Source organism: Tropicibacter alexandrii, assembly GCF_003667315.2.
GTDB classification, from domain to species: Bacteria; Pseudomonadota; Alphaproteobacteria; order Rhodobacterales; family Rhodobacteraceae; genus Tropicibacter; species Tropicibacter alexandrii.
Map to the genome: position 1 here is coordinate 21,945 of NZ_RCTZ02000004.1, position 15,640 is coordinate 37,584.

The 15,640-nt window shown below is 66.4% G+C and carries 12 protein-coding genes; all 12 read right to left on the minus strand.

The annotated features are described in order from the left end of the window. Nucleotides 1-6 precede the first annotated feature (6 nt). Nucleotides 7-1,038 (minus strand): dTDP-glucose 4,6-dehydratase, encoded by a 1,032-nt coding sequence (gene rfbB / locus D8Z78_RS06345; RefSeq protein ID WP_121629569.1) that lies wholly within the window; start codon nucleotides 1,036-1,038, stop codon nucleotides 7-9. Further along, nucleotides 1,035-1,595: a dTDP-4-dehydrorhamnose 3,5-epimerase gene (gene rfbC / locus D8Z78_RS06350; protein WP_121629305.1), complete on the minus strand. Its 561-nt coding sequence runs from the start codon at nucleotides 1,593-1,595 to the stop codon at nucleotides 1,035-1,037. The genes rfbB and rfbC overlap by 4 nt, the downstream gene beginning before the upstream one ends. A 1-nt stretch (nucleotide 1,596) precedes the next feature. Next, entirely contained in the window at nucleotides 1,597-3,753 is a 2,157-nt protein-coding gene (locus tag D8Z78_RS06355) for a YjbH domain-containing protein (protein ID WP_121629306.1), read from the minus strand. 136 nt (nucleotides 3,754-3,889) lie between these two features. Continuing rightward, the gene (locus D8Z78_RS06360) at nucleotides 3,890-4,567 is read right to left on the minus strand and encodes a D-lyxose/D-mannose family sugar isomerase (RefSeq protein WP_121629307.1); all 678 of its coding nucleotides are present in this window, start codon (nucleotides 4,565-4,567) and stop codon (nucleotides 3,890-3,892) included. Nucleotides 4,568-4,692: 125 nt separating this feature from the next. Further along, a complete protein-coding gene (hslU, locus tag D8Z78_RS06365; RefSeq protein WP_121629308.1) occupies nucleotides 4,693-5,994 on the minus strand; it encodes an ATP-dependent protease ATPase subunit HslU in 1,302 nt (433 codons plus the stop codon). 65 nt (nucleotides 5,995-6,059) lie between these two features. After that, nucleotides 6,060-6,617, minus strand: a complete 558-nt coding sequence (hslV, locus tag D8Z78_RS06370; protein ID WP_121629309.1) for an ATP-dependent protease subunit HslV — start codon at nucleotides 6,615-6,617, stop codon at nucleotides 6,060-6,062. 220 nt (nucleotides 6,618-6,837) lie between these two features. Beyond that, nucleotides 6,838-7,158 carry a thioredoxin gene (trxA, locus tag D8Z78_RS06375; protein WP_121629310.1) on the minus strand — a complete coding sequence of 107 codons (321 nt, stop codon included), beginning with the start codon at nucleotides 7,156-7,158 and terminating at the stop codon, nucleotides 6,838-6,840. A gap of 65 nt (nucleotides 7,159-7,223) precedes the next feature. Continuing rightward, nucleotides 7,224-10,631 (minus strand): double-strand break repair helicase AddA, encoded by a 3,408-nt coding sequence (addA, locus tag D8Z78_RS06380; protein ID WP_121629311.1) that lies wholly within the window; start codon nucleotides 10,629-10,631, stop codon nucleotides 7,224-7,226. Next, nucleotides 10,628-13,552: a double-strand break repair protein AddB gene (addB, locus tag D8Z78_RS06385; protein WP_121629312.1), complete on the minus strand. Its 2,925-nt coding sequence runs from the start codon at nucleotides 13,550-13,552 to the stop codon at nucleotides 10,628-10,630. The genes addA and addB overlap by 4 nt, the downstream gene beginning before the upstream one ends. Next, nucleotides 13,545-14,210, minus strand: a complete 666-nt coding sequence (locus tag D8Z78_RS06390; RefSeq protein WP_121629313.1) for a nucleotidyltransferase family protein — start codon at nucleotides 14,208-14,210, stop codon at nucleotides 13,545-13,547. Before D8Z78_RS06390 ends, addB begins: the two co-directional genes overlap by 8 nt. Further along, nucleotides 14,195-15,181 carry an aminoglycoside phosphotransferase family protein gene (locus D8Z78_RS06395; RefSeq protein WP_121629314.1) on the minus strand — a complete coding sequence of 329 codons (987 nt, stop codon included), beginning with the start codon at nucleotides 15,179-15,181 and terminating at the stop codon, nucleotides 14,195-14,197. The genes D8Z78_RS06390 and D8Z78_RS06395 overlap by 16 nt, the downstream gene beginning before the upstream one ends. Beyond that, nucleotides 15,136-15,597: a tRNA (adenosine(37)-N6)-threonylcarbamoyltransferase complex ATPase subunit type 1 TsaE gene (gene tsaE / locus D8Z78_RS06400; RefSeq protein WP_121629315.1), complete on the minus strand. Its 462-nt coding sequence runs from the start codon at nucleotides 15,595-15,597 to the stop codon at nucleotides 15,136-15,138. Before tsaE ends, D8Z78_RS06395 begins: the two co-directional genes overlap by 46 nt. Nucleotides 15,598-15,640: the final 43 nt, after the last annotated feature.

A 15,640-nucleotide genomic window follows, 5' to 3' on the forward strand; every position in this document is an offset into this window, starting at 1 on the left:
AGGGACTTACGCCGTCCCCAGCCGTTTGCCCACGCCGTCGCGGTCCAGCAGCGCCTGCCACCAGTGGCGGTTGTCCAGATACCAGCGCACGGTCTTTTCCAGACCTTCCTCGACCGTCACCGAGGGCCGCCAGCCCAGTTCATCCCGTATCCGCGTCGGGTCGATCGCATAGCGCGCGTCATGCCCCGGACGGTCGGTCACAAAGGTGATCAGGTCGGCGTAGCTGGCTTTCTGAGGCGCGAGCCTGTCCAAAATCTCGCACAGTGTCCGCACAAGATCTATGTTCGAGCGCTCGTTTTCGCCCCCGATATTGTAGCTGCGCCCGGTCTCACCCTTTTGCAGCACCAGCAGCAGCGCCTCGGCATGGTCCTCGACATAGAGCCAGTCGCGCACGTTCGACCCGTCGCCATAGACCGGGATCGGACGCCCGTGCAGCGCGTTCAGGATCACCACGGGGATCAGCTTTTCGGGGAAATGGTACGGCCCGTAATTGTTGGAACAATTGGTCAGGACGACGGGCAGGCCATAGGTCTCGGCCCAAGCGCGCACCAGATGGTCGGAACTGGCCTTCGACGCCGAATAGGGCGAGCGTGGGTCATAGGGCGTGGCCTCGGTGAACTGCCCCACAGCACCCAGCGAGCCAAACACCTCATCCGTCGAAATATGATGAAACCGCAAGGGGTTGGCCCCACCGTTCCAATAGGCCCGCGCGGCCTCCAGCAGGTGGAAGGTGCCCAGCACATTGGTCTCGATGAAGGTCGCAGGCCCGTCGATGGACCGGTCCACATGGCTTTCGGCGGCCAGATGCATGATCGCGTCGGGGCGGTGTTCGGCCAAAACCCGATCCAGCGCCGCCCGATCCCGAATATCCGCCTGCTCAAAGGCATAGGCGGGGTGATCCGCAACGCTCGCGACATTGTCGAGACAGGCGGCATAGGTCAGCGCGTCCAGATTGACCACCTGATGGCCGTCGTCAATCGCCCGACGCACCACCGCCGAGCCGATGAAACCTGCGCCGCCGGTGACGAGGATCTTCATGCGCCCGCCCATTCGAAAGGGTTGTCGATCTCGGCCAATTTCGGCGCTTTCGCGTCCTTGTCGGACAGGACGGGCGCGCTGATGCCCCAGTCGATGCCCAAGGCGGGGTCATCCCACGCCACCGCGCCATCACAGTCGGGCGCGTAATAATCCGAGCATTTGTAGACGATCTCGGTCTCCGGCTCCAATGTCAGGAACCCGTGCAGGAAGCCCTCGGGGATCAGCAATTGCTTGCCATTGTCAAAGCTCAGCTCGACCGCGACCCATTGGCCAAAGGTCGGCGAGCCGCGCCGGATATCGACCGCCACGTCCAACAGACGCCCCCGCCCGCAGCGCACCAGCTTGGCCTGTGCATGGGGCGGGCGCTGGTAGTGCAGCCCCCGCAGCGTGCCCACGGCCATGGACATCGAATGGTTGTCCTGCACGAAATCGTAGTCCAGCCCCGCCTCGGCCATCCGCGCGCGCGACCAGCTTTCGCTGAAAAAGCCGCGCGCGTCCCCGAAACGCCGTGGCGTCAGGATATGGACCCCTGCGAGCGTGGTTTCCTCGACCTGCATGTCAGCGCCAGAACCGGCCCCAGCTGTCGACCACCTCGGCTTCGTGGTAGTCGCGGACCTGCCCGTAGAGCCGCCCGTTCACGTTCAGGCGCGCGCCGCCATCGCGCGACAGCGACTGGATCGTGACCGCGTTCTCGGTGCGCGACGGGGTGCCCATGAACGAGGCCAACGGGATGGTAAAGCGGATGCCCTTGTCGAACGAGCCCTCGCCGAAATCCTCGAACGAGGCGTCGGTGAAGGTCGCATAGGCCCCAACGCGCCAGCCATTGGCGAATTCGCGGTTCAGCTCGAAGGTCGCGCCGTAATCACCCGCCAGATAGCGACCGGCATCGACCTGCCCGTGGAAACCGTTGCCGAAATCGTAATAGGCCGAGACATGGCCGTTCACGTTGGGAATCTCGCGGGCGATGCCGGTGACCGGGTCGATGGTGGTCATGTCCTGAAAGCCGAACAACTGGTCATAATCGCGGCGCAGCACGTAGTTCAGCTCGGCCCCAAGGGCGAGGCGGCTGCCCACCGGCTTCCACAGCAGTTCCGCCGAGGCACCGCCATACATGCGTTCGAGATAGCCCACCGTCACCCGCGAATACAGGTTCTTGCCCGGACGGCCATACATCGCCAGTTGCAGGTACTCGATGGCCGGGTCGCCCTCGGCCGAGTAGCGCGCGCTGTCGGTGCGCACGCGCGGCAGGTTCGACTTGTCGACCCGCGTGACCTGATCAAGGTTCCCCGCCAGCTTCTTGGTGACGGAGCCGGTCAGGATCAGATTCGGCGTCAGTTCCACCTTTGCCTTGGCGCGCAGCCCGCCATCGGCCCGCACCGGGTTGTCCGGGTCGAAGACCGACAGCTGCACGAAGGGCGACAAGGACCATTCGAATTTCGGATAGATGCCGGCATCGGGCTTCGGCGCCAGCTTGTAGCCTTCGACGATCTGCGTGCGGGCCAGCATTTCAAAGGCCCATTCATGCTCCAGCCGCTCGACATCGGACCGGCGCATGACCACGGCGGACATCGGCATGCCGTTGACCACCGGGACGATCACGAATTCCTCGATCGACGCGGGCAGCGACCGGGTCATGGCGCGCGCCGTGCGGCCAAAGGCCTGCGCCTCGGCACCGTAGCGCGGATTGACCAGACGGACGGTGGCACGCTTCGGCTCCAGCTTGACGGCCTCGGCAACGAGACCCTCCTTTTCGAGCAACTGCTTGAGCGTCGCGCGCGCGCTTTCCTGCCGGGCCGCATCGTTCGTCCAGCCCAGATCCTGCGCGGCGTAGGGTTGACGCGGGGCGACGGGCAAACCGGCGGCCTCGGTGCCACCCGGCACGCCCAATGTCTTGGGATTGGTCTCGAAGGTGAACTGCGCCCCGAATTCTTCGCCGCGCACATGGTACAGCGACAGCTGACCGCCATTGCGGAACCGGTAATCGATGCCGAAATTCCACGGGCTCGATTTGGTCTGGTTGTAGCGCGTGACCTCGTAATCGTAGTCGTCGGACGAATATTCAAGCTTGAATTTCAGCCGGTCGTTATAGGCATAGCTCAGGCCCGCAAACGGCGCCACGTCGCCCCGGAACCACTGGTCCCATGTCGGCGTCCCGCCGGTGCCCACCACCAGCGCCGGGCGCGATCCGGTCGATCCGATCGCCTGATAAGAGCCAAGCCGCCCCCAGCCCAGACCGCCGGTGACCTTCAACCCCGGCGCAAGGGTCTTGCTCGCGACGATGTATTCGCCGCCGTAAATCCCCGTCCCGATGAAGTCCTGCAGACCGATGACCACAGAGGGGCGATAGTCCCCTTCGGTCACAAGCTGGTAGCGCAGGTCGAAGCTGCGGTCATACAGGCGGACCTTGCCGGTCACGCCGTCGACAATGGTGGAATAGCGGAAACTGCCGCTCAGGCGGGGCAGGATCTGAAAGCTCAGCGTGGTGCGCGTGGTGCCCCCGACGGTCGAGAACGTGCCAGCCAGATCGGCATCCGCGGGCATTTCCGCCGTCGGCATGTCGATCAGACCGGGCACACCATAGGTGTTGTAAGTCAGCCGGTCGCGCAGAGTCTCGGGCCACGCTGCGGTGCCCGCGGCAAGCCCGACAACGGAGGCAACGCTCGCCTTGAGGAGACGCCCGATCAAAACGCGTGCCGTCGATCTGCTGTTGCCCATCGGTTTTACCCTGTCTTCGCCCGTCTTTTGCTACGGACTAACGTGTTTCCCACAACCTGTCCATTGTGTGGGCGACAAACAGGGCATTTCAGGTGGACTGGTGCTGGCGCCGCATCATTTCAGACACATCGCGCCGTCAAAGCCGGGTGTCGTAATCCGATACCAGCAGATGCAGGGGGGCTTCGTCTTCTTCGACGGTGGCAAACCGTCCGATCGGCTTGGCAAAGATATTATCCGTCTGGTCGTCATTCACGGTCGAGACCTCGCCGATCAGCACGTCACCACCCTCGCCCCAGAAGGCGTGCCACGTGTCGGGATGCAAGGTGACGGAGGCGCCGGGATCGAGGCGCAGGATACCGCCCGGTTCCACATGGCGCGGCAGGCCATCGCACATGACCTTGACCTCGGCCTCGTGGTCGATGCCGCCCTCGGCGTCGGCCTTGAACAGCTTCAGCGCCAGCGTCGCACCGCCCCGGTTGATGATGTCCTCGACCTTCAGATTGTGGCGGTGCATCGGCGACAGCTGATCCTTCCGCGAGATCATGATCTTTTCCGCGTACAGCATCGCCGAGCGTTGCCCCAGATCGCTGCTCAGCCCGTTGCGGGTGGTGAACAGGAACAGGCCCATCTTGTCAAAGTCGCCCTCGCCGTAATCGGTGATGTCCCAGCCCATGCGGCGGCTCTTGATCTCGGCATGGTCGGCGGCCTTGAGGTCTTCGGGCGACAGGTAGGCGAAGGGCGGCAAGACAAAGCCGAAGCTGCGGATAAAGGCATCCGCCTCGCGGATGATCTGGTTGATCGCCGAGCGTTTCATCGCTGTCCTCCCCGATGTTTGCGCCACCATAGCGGCGGCGCAGCAGCATGGGTAGGCAGAAACCGTTCCTTCATAAAGGTCTTACCGTGCGTTAGATGTTGTCAGCTGACAATTTTGCCCGCAACTCACAGCACATAGCGGCTCAGGTCCGTGGACCGGGTCAATTCGCCCAAGTGCTGCTCGACGAAATCGGCATCCACCGTGACGCTGACCCCGGCCTGATCCGGCGCGGTAAAGCTGAGTTCCTCGAACACCCGTTCCATCACCGTATACAGGCGACGCGCACCGATATTCTCGACCGACGAATTGACCTCGGCGGCGATCTTGGCCAGCGCGGCGATGCCGTCGTCGGTGAAGGTGACGGTCACCTCTTCGGTGGCCATCAGCGCGGTGTATTGGCGCGTCAGGGCGTTGTCCGTCTCGGTCAGAATGCGGACGAAATCGCCCTCGGTCAGCGGTTGCAGGTTGACCCGGATCGGCAGGCGCCCCTGCAATTCCGGCAGCAGGTCCGACGGTTTCGCGATATGAAAGGCACCCGAGGCGATGAACAGGATATGGTCGGTCTTGACCGGCCCGTGTTTGGTGCTGACCGTCGTGCCCTCGATCAGGGGCAGCAGGTCGCGCTGGACGCCCTCGCGGCTGACATCGCCACCGCGGGCCTCTTGCCGCGCGGCGACCTTGTCGATCTCGTCGAGAAAGACGATGCCGTTCTGCTCGACCGCCTCCAGCGCGGCCAGCTTGACCGTCTCGTCATCCAGCAGCTTGTCGGCCTCTTCGGAAATCAGCAGGTCATAGCTGTCGGCCACGGTCATGCGCTTCTTCACCATGCGCCCGCCCAGCGCCTTGCCGAAGATATCGCCAAGGTTCAGCATCCCCATGCCGGGCTGGCCGGGAATGTCCATCATCGGCATCGAGCCCCCGGTGTCCTGCAATTCCAGCTCGATTTCCGTATCGTCGAGTTCGCCAGCCTTCAGCTTCTTGCGGAACATCTCGCGCGTGCCTTCGCGGGCATGTTCGCCTGCCACCGCGGCAATCACCCGGTCCTCGGCGGCCTGATGGGCGCGCGCCTTGACGTCTTCGCGCATATGCTCGCGGGTCATGGCAATCGAGGCATCCACCAGATCGCGCACGATCTGTTCGACATCGCGGCCGACATAGCCCACCTCGGTGAACTTCGTCGCCTCCACCTTGATGAAGGGCGCGCGAGCGAGCTTTGCCAAGCGGCGGCTGATCTCGGTCTTGCCGACGCCGGTCGGCCCGATCATCAGGATGTTCTTGGGGTAAACCTCGTCGCGCAGATCGTCGGACAGCTGCTTGCGCCGCCAGCGGTTGCGCAGGGCCACGGCGACGGCGCGCTTGGCGTCAGCCTGTCCGATGATGAAACGGTCGAGTTCCGAGACGATCTCGCGGGGGGTCAGGTCGGTCATTGGGGTCCTTCCGTGGGCAGTCCGTCCCGCCGGGCGAACTGCGAAAGCGTGTTCAGGGAACGCCGTCAGCCGCCGATGGTTTCGACGGTCAGCTTGCCATTGGTGTAGACGCAGATATCGGCGGCAATCGCCATCGCCTCGCGCGCGACGGTTTCGGCATCCTTGTCCGTGTCCATCATCGCCCGCGCCGCAGCCAGCGCGTAATTCCCGCCCGAGCCGATGGCCGCCACGTCATGTTCGGGCTCCAGCACGTCGCCCGCGCCCGTCACCACCAGCAGGTCGGTGCCATCGGTGACGATCAGCATGGCCTCCAGCTTGGACAGGTACTTGTCCGTGCGCCAGTCCTTGGCCAGTTCGACACAGGCGCGTTGCAACTGGCCGGGGGTTGCCTCCAGCTTGGTTTCGAGACGTTCCAGCAGGGTAAAGGCGTCAGCGGTCGATCCGGCAAAGCCGCAGACCACGTCATAGCCGCCCGGCGACAGGCGCCGCACCTTGCGCGCGGTGCCCTTGATGACGGTCTGGCCAAGGCTGACCTGTCCGTCGCCCGCGACGACAACGCGGCCCCCCTTGCGCACGCCGATGATGGTCGTGCCGTGCCAGCCGGGAAAATCCGTGTCGCTCATGGGGGCTCCTTTCAGTCTTTGCTGTCATATGGGGCAGTGCCCAGCGGCGTGCAAGTCGGGCGACTGGCAGCGGCCCGTCATGTCGAAGACATGCCTCCGGCATGATGCGCGGCGGCCTGCGGCCTTTACGCCGCGCCGGGGCAATGTCCGCGCCGCCCGCACTCCAGACACGCAAAAGCCCCGCCACTTGGACGGGGCAATCGCAATCGCTTGACGCCGATCAGATCGAGTCGTCGATCCAGGACTTCAGCGCGGCCTTGGGCGCCGCACCGGCGCGGTTGGAGACCGGCGCGCCGTCCTTGAAGATGAACAGCGCCGGAATGCCGCGCACGCCCATGGCGGCGGCAGAGTTCGGGTTGCTGTCCACATCGACCTTGGCGATCTTGATCTTGTCGCCATATTCGGCGGCCAGCTCTTCCAGAGCCGGGCCGATCTGCTTGCAGGGGCCGCACCACTCGGCCCAGAAATCCACCACGACGGGGACATCGGAATTCTTCACTTCCTGTTCGAACGTGGCGTCGGTGACGGCAACGGTGGCCATGGGACTCTCCTGAGATTGGCAGCTAAAGTGTCAGGCGCGAAAGGTATGGATGCGGGCCCGTAAGGTCAAGATGCAGCCGCCCGTCCGAGAGCTTGTGTCACGTCGTCGTGTGACAACGGCATATAGGTGGCCGAGCGCGTCCAGACCAACGCGGTGTCGATCTGCCGGTCCGGATAGACCTGCCTCAGCGCGGCGGCATAGGCCCCCATCTGGCGCAACAATCCTTCGGGGACTTCATCCACACGCGCCGGTTCCACCCGGTTGGATTTGAAATCCACCGCCGTGACGCGGTCCGGCGTGACGATCAGCCGGTCGATCACCCCATGGATGCGGCCAATCCCCGGCAGGTCCGCCGTGATCGGGATCTCGGCGAGGGTCTCGGCGGCAAAGACATGGGCCAGCGCCGGGGCGTTCACCAGCGCCAGCGCCTCGTCCCTCATGGCGGGCAGCAGGTCGAAGACCGGGGCAAAGCCCGCATCCGCGTGCAGATGCGCCACCAGCAGATCGCCCGCCTCGGCGCGACGGTCCACCGGCATCGCGGCGAGGTGTTCGAGCAGCATGTGCAGGGCCGTGCCGCGCAGGGTCGCGATCTCTTCGGTGTCGCCCTCGGCCCCGGGCAAGGCCTTGGCCCCGCCCAGATCGGACGGGCTGCGGGTCTTGTCCGGCTGCACCGGATCGGGGGCGGGATGCAGCAGGTGCAGGGGGATGTCATGCGCCTTCTTGCGGACCACATCGGGGCGTTTCAGGGTCAGATCGGTCCAATCCAGTTGGCCCAAGGCCAGCCCCTCGCCCCGGTCGAGCGCGCCGAAATCGTACATGTGTGGCTGCGCGCCCATGCGCTCCATTCCGCTGCGCACCTTGTCATACCACGCGTCGCCGCTTTTCCCCAGATCGCCCGCCGCCGCGACGATCAGCCATTTCTCGGCACGGGTCATGGCGACATAGAGCAGGCGATCGCGCTCTTGCGCCTCGCGGGCCTTTTCGGCCTCGACACTGGCGGTCTGCCGGGCGGGCTGTGCGCTGCCGGGCTGTTTCCAGATCACGCCGGTGTCGTCGCGCATCAGCACGGTGCGCGACGGCCCGCGCGGCGGGGTCGTGTCGGGCAGGATGACGATGGGGGCCTCCAGCCCCTTCGATCCATGCACCGTCATGACACGCAGCGTTTCGCCAGCGCTGTCGGGGGCGCGCTTGATTTCCAGATTATCGGTCTGCGCCCATTCCAGAAAGCCGGTCAGCGAGGGGATATCCGATTGCTCATAGCTCAGCGCCTGCCCGAGCAGCGCGTTGATGCCATCCTCGGCCTCGGGTCCCAGACGGCCCATCAGCAGGCGACGGCCCTTGTGGCGGGTCAGGATACGCTCGATCAGGTCGTAGGGGCGCAGAAAGTCAGTCTGCCCCATCAGGTCGTGCAGGATGCGCAGCGGTTCAGGGAAATCCCCCTTGCGGTGATCGCGCAGCTCCTCCCACAGGTAGCGTTTCTGGACCTTGCCCTCACGGCTGACAAACCGGCTGCGCGCGAGGCTATATAGCTGCGCCTCGCTCATCCCGAACAGGGGCGAGCGCAGAGCGGTGGCCAGCGACAGGTCGTCCTCGGGCGTGGCGAGAAAGGTCAGCAGCGCGATGATGTCGCGCACCGCCAGTTCCGACATGACGCGCAGGCGGTCGGACCCGGCGATGGGCAGGCCCTCTTGCTTGGCGGCGCGGATGATTTCCTGAAATAGCCGCCCGCGCGACCGCACGAGGATCAGGAAATCGCCCGCGTGCACGGGGCGCGCCTCGTAGGCGCCGGAATGGCCGACCTCGACCGGCAGGGGGTGGCCCTCGTCGATGCGCGCCTTGATGAAGCGCGCGATGCGGCGGGCGAGGATCACCGTGTGATGGGTCGAAGACACCCGGTCGACGGGCTGGAACCACTCGCCATCCTCGTCCTCTTCGACCTTTTCGACCAGCGGCCACAGGTCCACGCGCCCCGGCATCCGGTCCTTGAAGGCCATGTGGGTCTGGTCGGGGGAAAAGCCCGACTCCACCGCGCCCTCGAACGTCGCATCGACCAGCGACAGGATCGGCTCGGCGGAGCGGAAGCTGTATTTCAGCGTCAGCGCCGCAAGCGGCGTTTCGGTGCGGGTCAGCCGTTCGGCGAAATCGTCGCGCATCCGGTCGAATTCAGACGGGTCGGCCCCCTGAAAGCTGTAGATCGACTGTTTCTTGTCCCCCACGACGAAAATCGTGCGGCGAACGTCCTGACGCGCGCCCTCGCCTGAGGTGAATTCATGCGCCAGCCGTTCGATCACCTGCCATTGCACGGGGCTGGTGTCCTGCGCCTCATCGACCAGGATATGGTCGATGCCGCCGTCGAGGCGATACAGCACCCAGTCGGCGACCTTGGGGTCGGACAGCAGATCGCGGGCGCGGGTGATCAGATCGTCGAAATCCAACCAGCCGCGTAGGGTCTTTTCATGCTCGTAGGCAGGCAGGAAGGCTTGGGCAAAGTCGTGCAGGGCCTCGTCGCGCGCGACCGCCCCCAGCGCGATGCGGGTTTCGCGGGCGGCCTCGACACGGGCGGCCAGTTGGTCGAGTTGCGCGAACAGGTCGGGGTGATCGCCGCGCAGCTTCTTGGTGCCAAGGGTCTTGCGGAGGGTCCCGGCCTGCGTCAGCAGCGCCCCTTCCAGCGCGTCCAGCCCGGCGGCGTCATGGGCCGTGACTTGGGCCATCCCAAGCCCCAGCGCCTTATCCGTGGACCCGCCGTCCTTCAGGATCGAGGCAAGCGCGGCACAAAGCGCAGTCTCGGACCCGAGAAAGACCTGCTCCAACGCGGTGTGCGGCCCGGCATCCTCGGCCAGCCCATAGGCGGCGCGGATCTGCGCGGGGGTGATATCGGCAAAGCCGTCGCGGAACCGGGCGACCTCGGCCACCAGCGCGGGCAGACTTTCATCGGACAGGTAGGGCACGATCCCCCGGATCAGATGCGCCTGATCGCCATCGGCCATGCGGTCCAGAATCTCGGCGCGCAGGCGTTCGGCGGCGCGATCCTCCATCTCCTTGAACTGGGGCGAGACGCGCGCCTCCAACGGGAAACGGCGCAACAGCGACGCGCAGAAGGAGTGGATGGTCTGGATGCGCAGGCCCCCCGGCGTCTCGATCGCGCGGGCAAACAGCGTGCGGGCATCGCGCAGGAAGTCGGGGCCCAGCGCCTTTTCCACGCCCAGCTTGTCCAACTCGGCGCGCAGGGCTTGTTCCGACAGCATCGCCCAATCGCCCAGCCGCTTGAACAGGCGGTTCTGCATCTCGGTCGCGGCGGCCTTGGTATAGGTCAGGCACAGGATGTGTTCCGGCAAGACCCCGTCCAGCAGCAACCGCGCCACGCGGTCGGTCAGCACGCGGGTCTTGCCCGAGCCCGCATTGGCGGCCAGCCAAGTGGATTGATCCGGGCGGGCGGCGGTGATCTGCGCCTCGGTCGCGGCGTCGCGCTTCATTCGAGCACCTCCTTGGCCGGGTCGTCGGTCACGTCCCACTCGCCAAAACGCGCAAGGTGGTCGTAATCACCCGCATCCTTGTCCGACAACATGGCGCGCCGCGCGGTAAAGCCCTTGTCAGCCGTCATATAGGCTGTGATCAGCAGCACGAATTCCCCCCAGACCGTGTCCGGGGGGATGTCGTCGAGCGGCGCGGGCACCTCTTTGGGGTCACGCGGGTTCAACGCGATGAACAGCGCACGGGCCACGTCACGCGGCTGGATGTCGCCAAAGGCCCCGCGTTTGACCATCGCGGCCTCCAGCAGCAATTGCTTGTCAAAGCTTTTCTGCTGCTTGTCGGTGGGCGCGGTGCCGGTCTTGTAATCGTAGATATGCGCAAGGCCACGGTCGTCGATGTCGATCCGGTCGGCCTGTCCCGTCAGGCGAAAGCCAAGCGCGGGGATGTCCAGCCCGCCCTTGACCTCGAAATTCGCGGGGCGGGCCACGGTCTGGCGGGCGCGTTCACTGTCGGTGAACCATTCGGCGATGCGTTGCATCCGCGACAGCCAGAGCGCGCGATTGGTCGGGAAAGGCACCGCGCCCTCGGTCTCGATGATCCTGCGGGCGGTGTCGGCAAAGGCCTGCGGGGTCAAGAGGCTGGCATCGTCCACCGATTGTTTGACGAAGGTCTCGAAGACCTCGTGCAGCACGATGCCCCGCATCAGCGCGTCGGGGGCCTGCATCAGCGGGTCGAGCCTGCGCAGGCCCAGAACGTGGCGCGCATAGATGGCAAACGGGTCGCGGATAAGGCGCTTGATTTCCGTGACGGAGAGTTGGCGGGGCCGGGTGTCGACGGGCGGCGCGGGCGAGGGGCGCGGCGCGGGGTCGGCCTTGATCGGCAGTTCAGTCGCGGTCACGTAGTCCAGCCAGCGCGCGCCGCGCGCCTTCATCGCCTTGAGCGCCTCCGGCCCGTGACGCTCTGGCAGGCCGGTCATCAGGTTTGTCAGCCGGTTGATCCAGCGCGAGGCCACGGTTTCCGCATCGTCGGATTTCAGCGCGCGGGTCAGCCAGACCTCGGACGCGCCCGCCGCCTGCTGGAAGTCATGCGCCGACAGGCCGATCCGCCGTTCCGGCAAGAGCAGCCCGGCGTCAAACCGCATCTTGCGGTTCAGCCACGGGTCGGCGCCGGGCATCTCGGGCCAAGACCCTTCGTTCAGACCGGCGAGGATCAGCAGGTCGGCCCCCATGACGCGGGCCTCCAACGTGCCCCAGATGCGGATCAGCGGATGCGGGTCGTCGGGGTTGCGCACCTCGCCCCGGCTGAGGATGGCGTAGAACAGCGCCGCGTAGTCGCGCGCGGTCATGTCGGTGCCGTGGCCCGCCTCGTCGCGCAGGGTGGTGACGATGCCCTGCACCGCGCGGCCCGCCCCCTGCGCCCACAGCTCGCGCGCATCGGTGCTTTGTGACCCGGCGACGATGGCCTCGGCCAGCGCGATATGTGTGTCGAGCCAGTCGGTCAGGGAACGCTTTCCCTCTGTGTCCTGCGCGCAAAAGGTCTGCGCGACCCAGTCGGTCCATGGCGCGACGTTCCGCGCGACGCCAAAGGCGTGCAGGGTGTCGGCCGTCGGATAGGGCATGCCGTTCTTGCGGATATGCAGTTCCAGATCGCGGGTGTTCAGCACGTGCTGATTGCGCCCGGCCCCGCGATGGGTCAGCGGATGTTTCAGGATCGTCAGCAGGGTTTCCGCCGTCAGCGGGGACTCGAACAGCTGCGCCACATGGCGCAGCAGCCGCCCCGGAGGCGACAGTTGCGCAGGGGTCCCGGCGCTGTCATCGGGCAGGATGTTCCAGCGGTCCAGCGCCGCCGTGACCTGACGGGTCAGCATCCGGTCGGGCGTGATGAGCGCCGCCGGGGTGCCATCCTCGACGGCCTGCCGCAGGCGCAGGGCGATGGCCAGCGCCTCTTCGCGGGGGCTTTGGGCCTCGACCAAGGTCATGCCGTCGGTCGCATCGACGAGATCGGGCAGCGACGGCCCCTCGGACAGCCATTGATGGGTGACGGGCGCGGGCCGCAAAGCGAGCGAGATCAGCCGGTTGCGCGCCGGGCTGGGGGCCTGCGCGCCGGTCCAAGGGCGCACGTCGCGCGCCTGCATCTCCAGTTCCGTCAACAGCTTGGCAAAGCGGAATTGCGGGTGATCCTCGCCGGTCAGCGCGTCGGTCAGCTGATCCCAGACCGCCTGCGGCATGTCGAAGTCGAAGCCCGGCAGCACCACCGCCCCCTGCGGCAGACCCGCCACCGCGCGCATGAACTCATGCGAGGTGCCGCGCGAGCCGGTCGAGCCTGCGACGATCACGGGATGGTCGGGCGGCTGCTCGTCCCACGCCTTGAGGCGCAAATGCATGGCCAGCCGGGAAAAGGCGTTCGGGTCGGGGTCCGAGTCTGCCTTGAAATAGGTCTGGACGATGTTGAAGAAGGCCAAGGCGCGCTGCCAATGGCCGGACTGGTCGGTGATGTCGAGCGCGCGGATCACGTCCGGGGAAACGCCCTCGGTCTGCATTTCCTCCATCAGAGTCGCCAAACTGTCGGCCAGATCGAACAGCGCCGCGCGGGGGGCAAGATCGGGCTGTGCATCCAGCAGGCCCGAGACCAGACCGGTCAGCTCCAGCCTGCGGCGTAGCGGCGGCACCGGCGCGGGCAGCGCGGCGCGGGTCAGCGGATCGGCCAGATCGGTGATCATGCGGATGCGCGGCAGCAGGCAGGCGGGGCCCGCGTCGAAGGCATCGCGCAGACGGCGGGCCATGCGGGGCGCGTTGACGTAAAGCTCCACCCGGGCCAGCGCGTCGGGGGCGGTGGCGCGGCCGCGCAGCCCCTCGGCCAAGGCGCGTGGGAAGTCGATGCCGGGGGCAAGCCCGAACAGGCGTGGGCCGGGGGTGTCAAACATGCAGCATCTCCTCGGCCAGCGCGATCCCCTCGGGGTGGCCAACGTCACACCACTCGCCCGGATAAACGGTGCCGCACAGGCGCCCCGCCTCGGCCATGCGGTTCCAGAGCAGGTTCAGGCTGAACGCGCCCTCGGGCATGTCGGCCAGCAGGTCGGTCTTGATGATCTGCGCCCCGGTATAGACCAGATCCCCTTTGCGTGTCAGGCGGTTGCCCTGCAACGCGAAATCCCCGGGGGTCTGCCGCCCGATCGCGCGGGCCAGAGGCACGCACAGCAGCAGCGCGTCCATCTCGGCGGGGCGCCACGCGGCGCGCAACAGGTCCAGCGCGTTCGGCCCGTGCCAGATCGCATCGGTGTTGAGGGTAAAGACCGGCCCCTCGCCCAAGAGTGGCAAGGCGTTGCGCAGCCCGCCGCCGGTGTCGAGGATATCGGGCGTCTCGACGCTGACAGCGATGTCGGTCCCGGCCAGATGGGCCAGCACCTGATCGGCGTGGTAATGGGCGTTGACGACTCGGGTCGGGATGCCCTCGGTCAGCGAAAGGGCATGGTCGAGCAAAGGTTTGCCCGCGACGGGCAGCAGCGGTTTGGGGCGGTCCCGCGTCAGCACGCCCATGCGCGTCCCGAACCCGGCGGCAAAGAGCATCACGGCATCGGGCATGACTTCAGCCTTTCCAGATGGGCCGCGTCGGGGATGGGCAGCTGCGCGATGACGGCGCGCAGCGGCGCCAGCGCCGGGTGGTTCAGGTCGGTCTGAAGATGCCCCCAGACGCGCGGGATCAGGTCGATGTAATGCGGCTTGGCCCGGGTCTTTGCCAGCCGGGCAAAGACGCCGAGAATGCGCAGGTTGCGCTGGGCTCCCAGCACGGCGAGCGACGCGCGAAAGGCGTCCTGCGGCAGGCCGGTGGCGGAGAGGTAGTGCTGGATGCAGGCCTCGACCGTGGCGGGGGCGACATCGCGACGGGCGTCTTCGAGCAGCGAGATCAGGTCATAGGCGCGATGCCCCTGCAAGGCATCCTGAAAGTCGAGCAACCCGGCGCGGGCGGCACCTTTGCGGTCGGGCAGCCAGAGGATGTTTTCGGCGTGGTAATCGCGCAGCACCATGACATCGGCGGGCATGGCGTGGGTTGCCAGCACAGGGCGCAGCGCGTCGGTTGCCTGCGCGATCAGGTCGGGGCGGTCGGCATAGTGCAGAAACGCAAGGTCGATCATCTGCGCGAGCCGGTCGGGCGTGGCCACGGGCAGGCCGGATGGCGCGGCGTGTCGATGCAAGGCAATCAGCGCGTCGGTGGCCACGATGTAAAGCGGCTGTTCGGGGGTGTCGGACGCCAGACGGGCGATCAGACCGTCCCCCAGATCTTCGAGCAAAAGCAGGCCCTTTGCCTGACCGTAAACGCGCGGCGCGCTGAGGCCCAGCCCGGTGAGGTGCCGTGCCAGCCGGGCAAAAAGATCGACATCGCCGTCCGGGTCCTGCATCAGGATCGCGGTCTTCGACCCTTGACGCAAGCGCGTGTAGACGCGAGTCGAAGCATCGCCCGCAAGCGGTTCGCGCGTGGCCTCCGCCCATCCCAGATCGTCCAGAAACCTCACAACAGCCCCTCCAGCACGCCCGCCCAGCGTGGGTCGGTCCATTGGGCGGTCAACTGGCGCACGTCGCCGCCCCGGTCGGCCAGCGTCAGGTGCAAAGCCTTGGCCGGGGTCAGGTCCTCCAGCCGGTCGGGCCATTCCACGAGGCAGATCGCGGTTTCGAACGCGTCGGTCAGGCCCAGTTCGATGCAGTCGTCCGGCGAGGACAGGCGGTACAGGTCCGCATGCCAGATTTCCGTCGTGGCAGTGTCGTAGACCTGAACCAGCGTGAAGGTCGGCGAGGGCACGTCCTCGGGCGCATCCAGCCGCGACTGGATCAGGCAGCGGGCGAAATGCGTCTTGCCCGCGCCGATCTCGCCCGACAGGAGCAGCACGTCACCGGCGCGCAGCCGCGCACCAAGGGCCATCGCCAAGGCGCAGGTGTCGTCAGGGGAGGCAAGGGTCAGGGTCGTCGCGGTCATGGCGCGACATTACCCGCACAGCCGGTCCGCGCAACCAGATGTG

What these genes read in the sequence shown, in the direction of transcription:
- tsaE (WP_121629315.1), bottom strand. Translation starts at nt 15,597, where the DNA reads ATGACCGCGACGACCCTGACCCTTGCCTCCCCTGACGACACCTGCGCC.
- D8Z78_RS06390 (WP_121629313.1), bottom strand. Translation starts at nt 14,210, where the DNA reads ATGCCCGATGCCGTGATGCTCTTTGCCGCCGGGTTCGGGACGCGCATG.
- rfbB (WP_121629569.1), bottom strand. Translation starts at nt 1,038, where the DNA reads ATGAAGATCCTCGTCACCGGCGGCGCAGGTTTCATCGGCTCGGCGGTG.
- addB (WP_121629312.1), bottom strand. Translation starts at nt 13,552, where the DNA reads ATGTTTGACACCCCCGGCCCACGCCTGTTCGGGCTTGCCCCCGGCATC.
- trxA (WP_121629310.1), bottom strand. Translation starts at nt 7,158, where the DNA reads ATGGCCACCGTTGCCGTCACCGACGCCACGTTCGAACAGGAAGTGAAG.
- D8Z78_RS06360 (WP_121629307.1), bottom strand. Translation starts at nt 4,567, where the DNA reads ATGAAACGCTCGGCGATCAACCAGATCATCCGCGAGGCGGATGCCTTT.
- hslU (WP_121629308.1), bottom strand. Translation starts at nt 5,994, where the DNA reads ATGACCGACCTGACCCCCCGCGAGATCGTCTCGGAACTCGACCGTTTC.
- addA (WP_121629311.1), bottom strand. Translation starts at nt 10,631, where the DNA reads ATGAAGCGCGACGCCGCGACCGAGGCGCAGATCACCGCCGCCCGCCCG.
- rfbC (WP_121629305.1), bottom strand. Translation starts at nt 1,595, where the DNA reads ATGCAGGTCGAGGAAACCACGCTCGCAGGGGTCCATATCCTGACGCCA.
- D8Z78_RS06395 (WP_121629314.1), bottom strand. Translation starts at nt 15,181, where the DNA reads ATGGACCGACCCACGCTGGGCGGGCGTGCTGGAGGGGCTGTTGTGAGG.
- hslV (WP_121629309.1), bottom strand. Translation starts at nt 6,617, where the DNA reads ATGAGCGACACGGATTTTCCCGGCTGGCACGGCACGACCATCATCGGC.
- D8Z78_RS06355 (WP_121629306.1), bottom strand. Translation starts at nt 3,753, where the DNA reads ATGGGCAACAGCAGATCGACGGCACGCGTTTTGATCGGGCGTCTCCTC.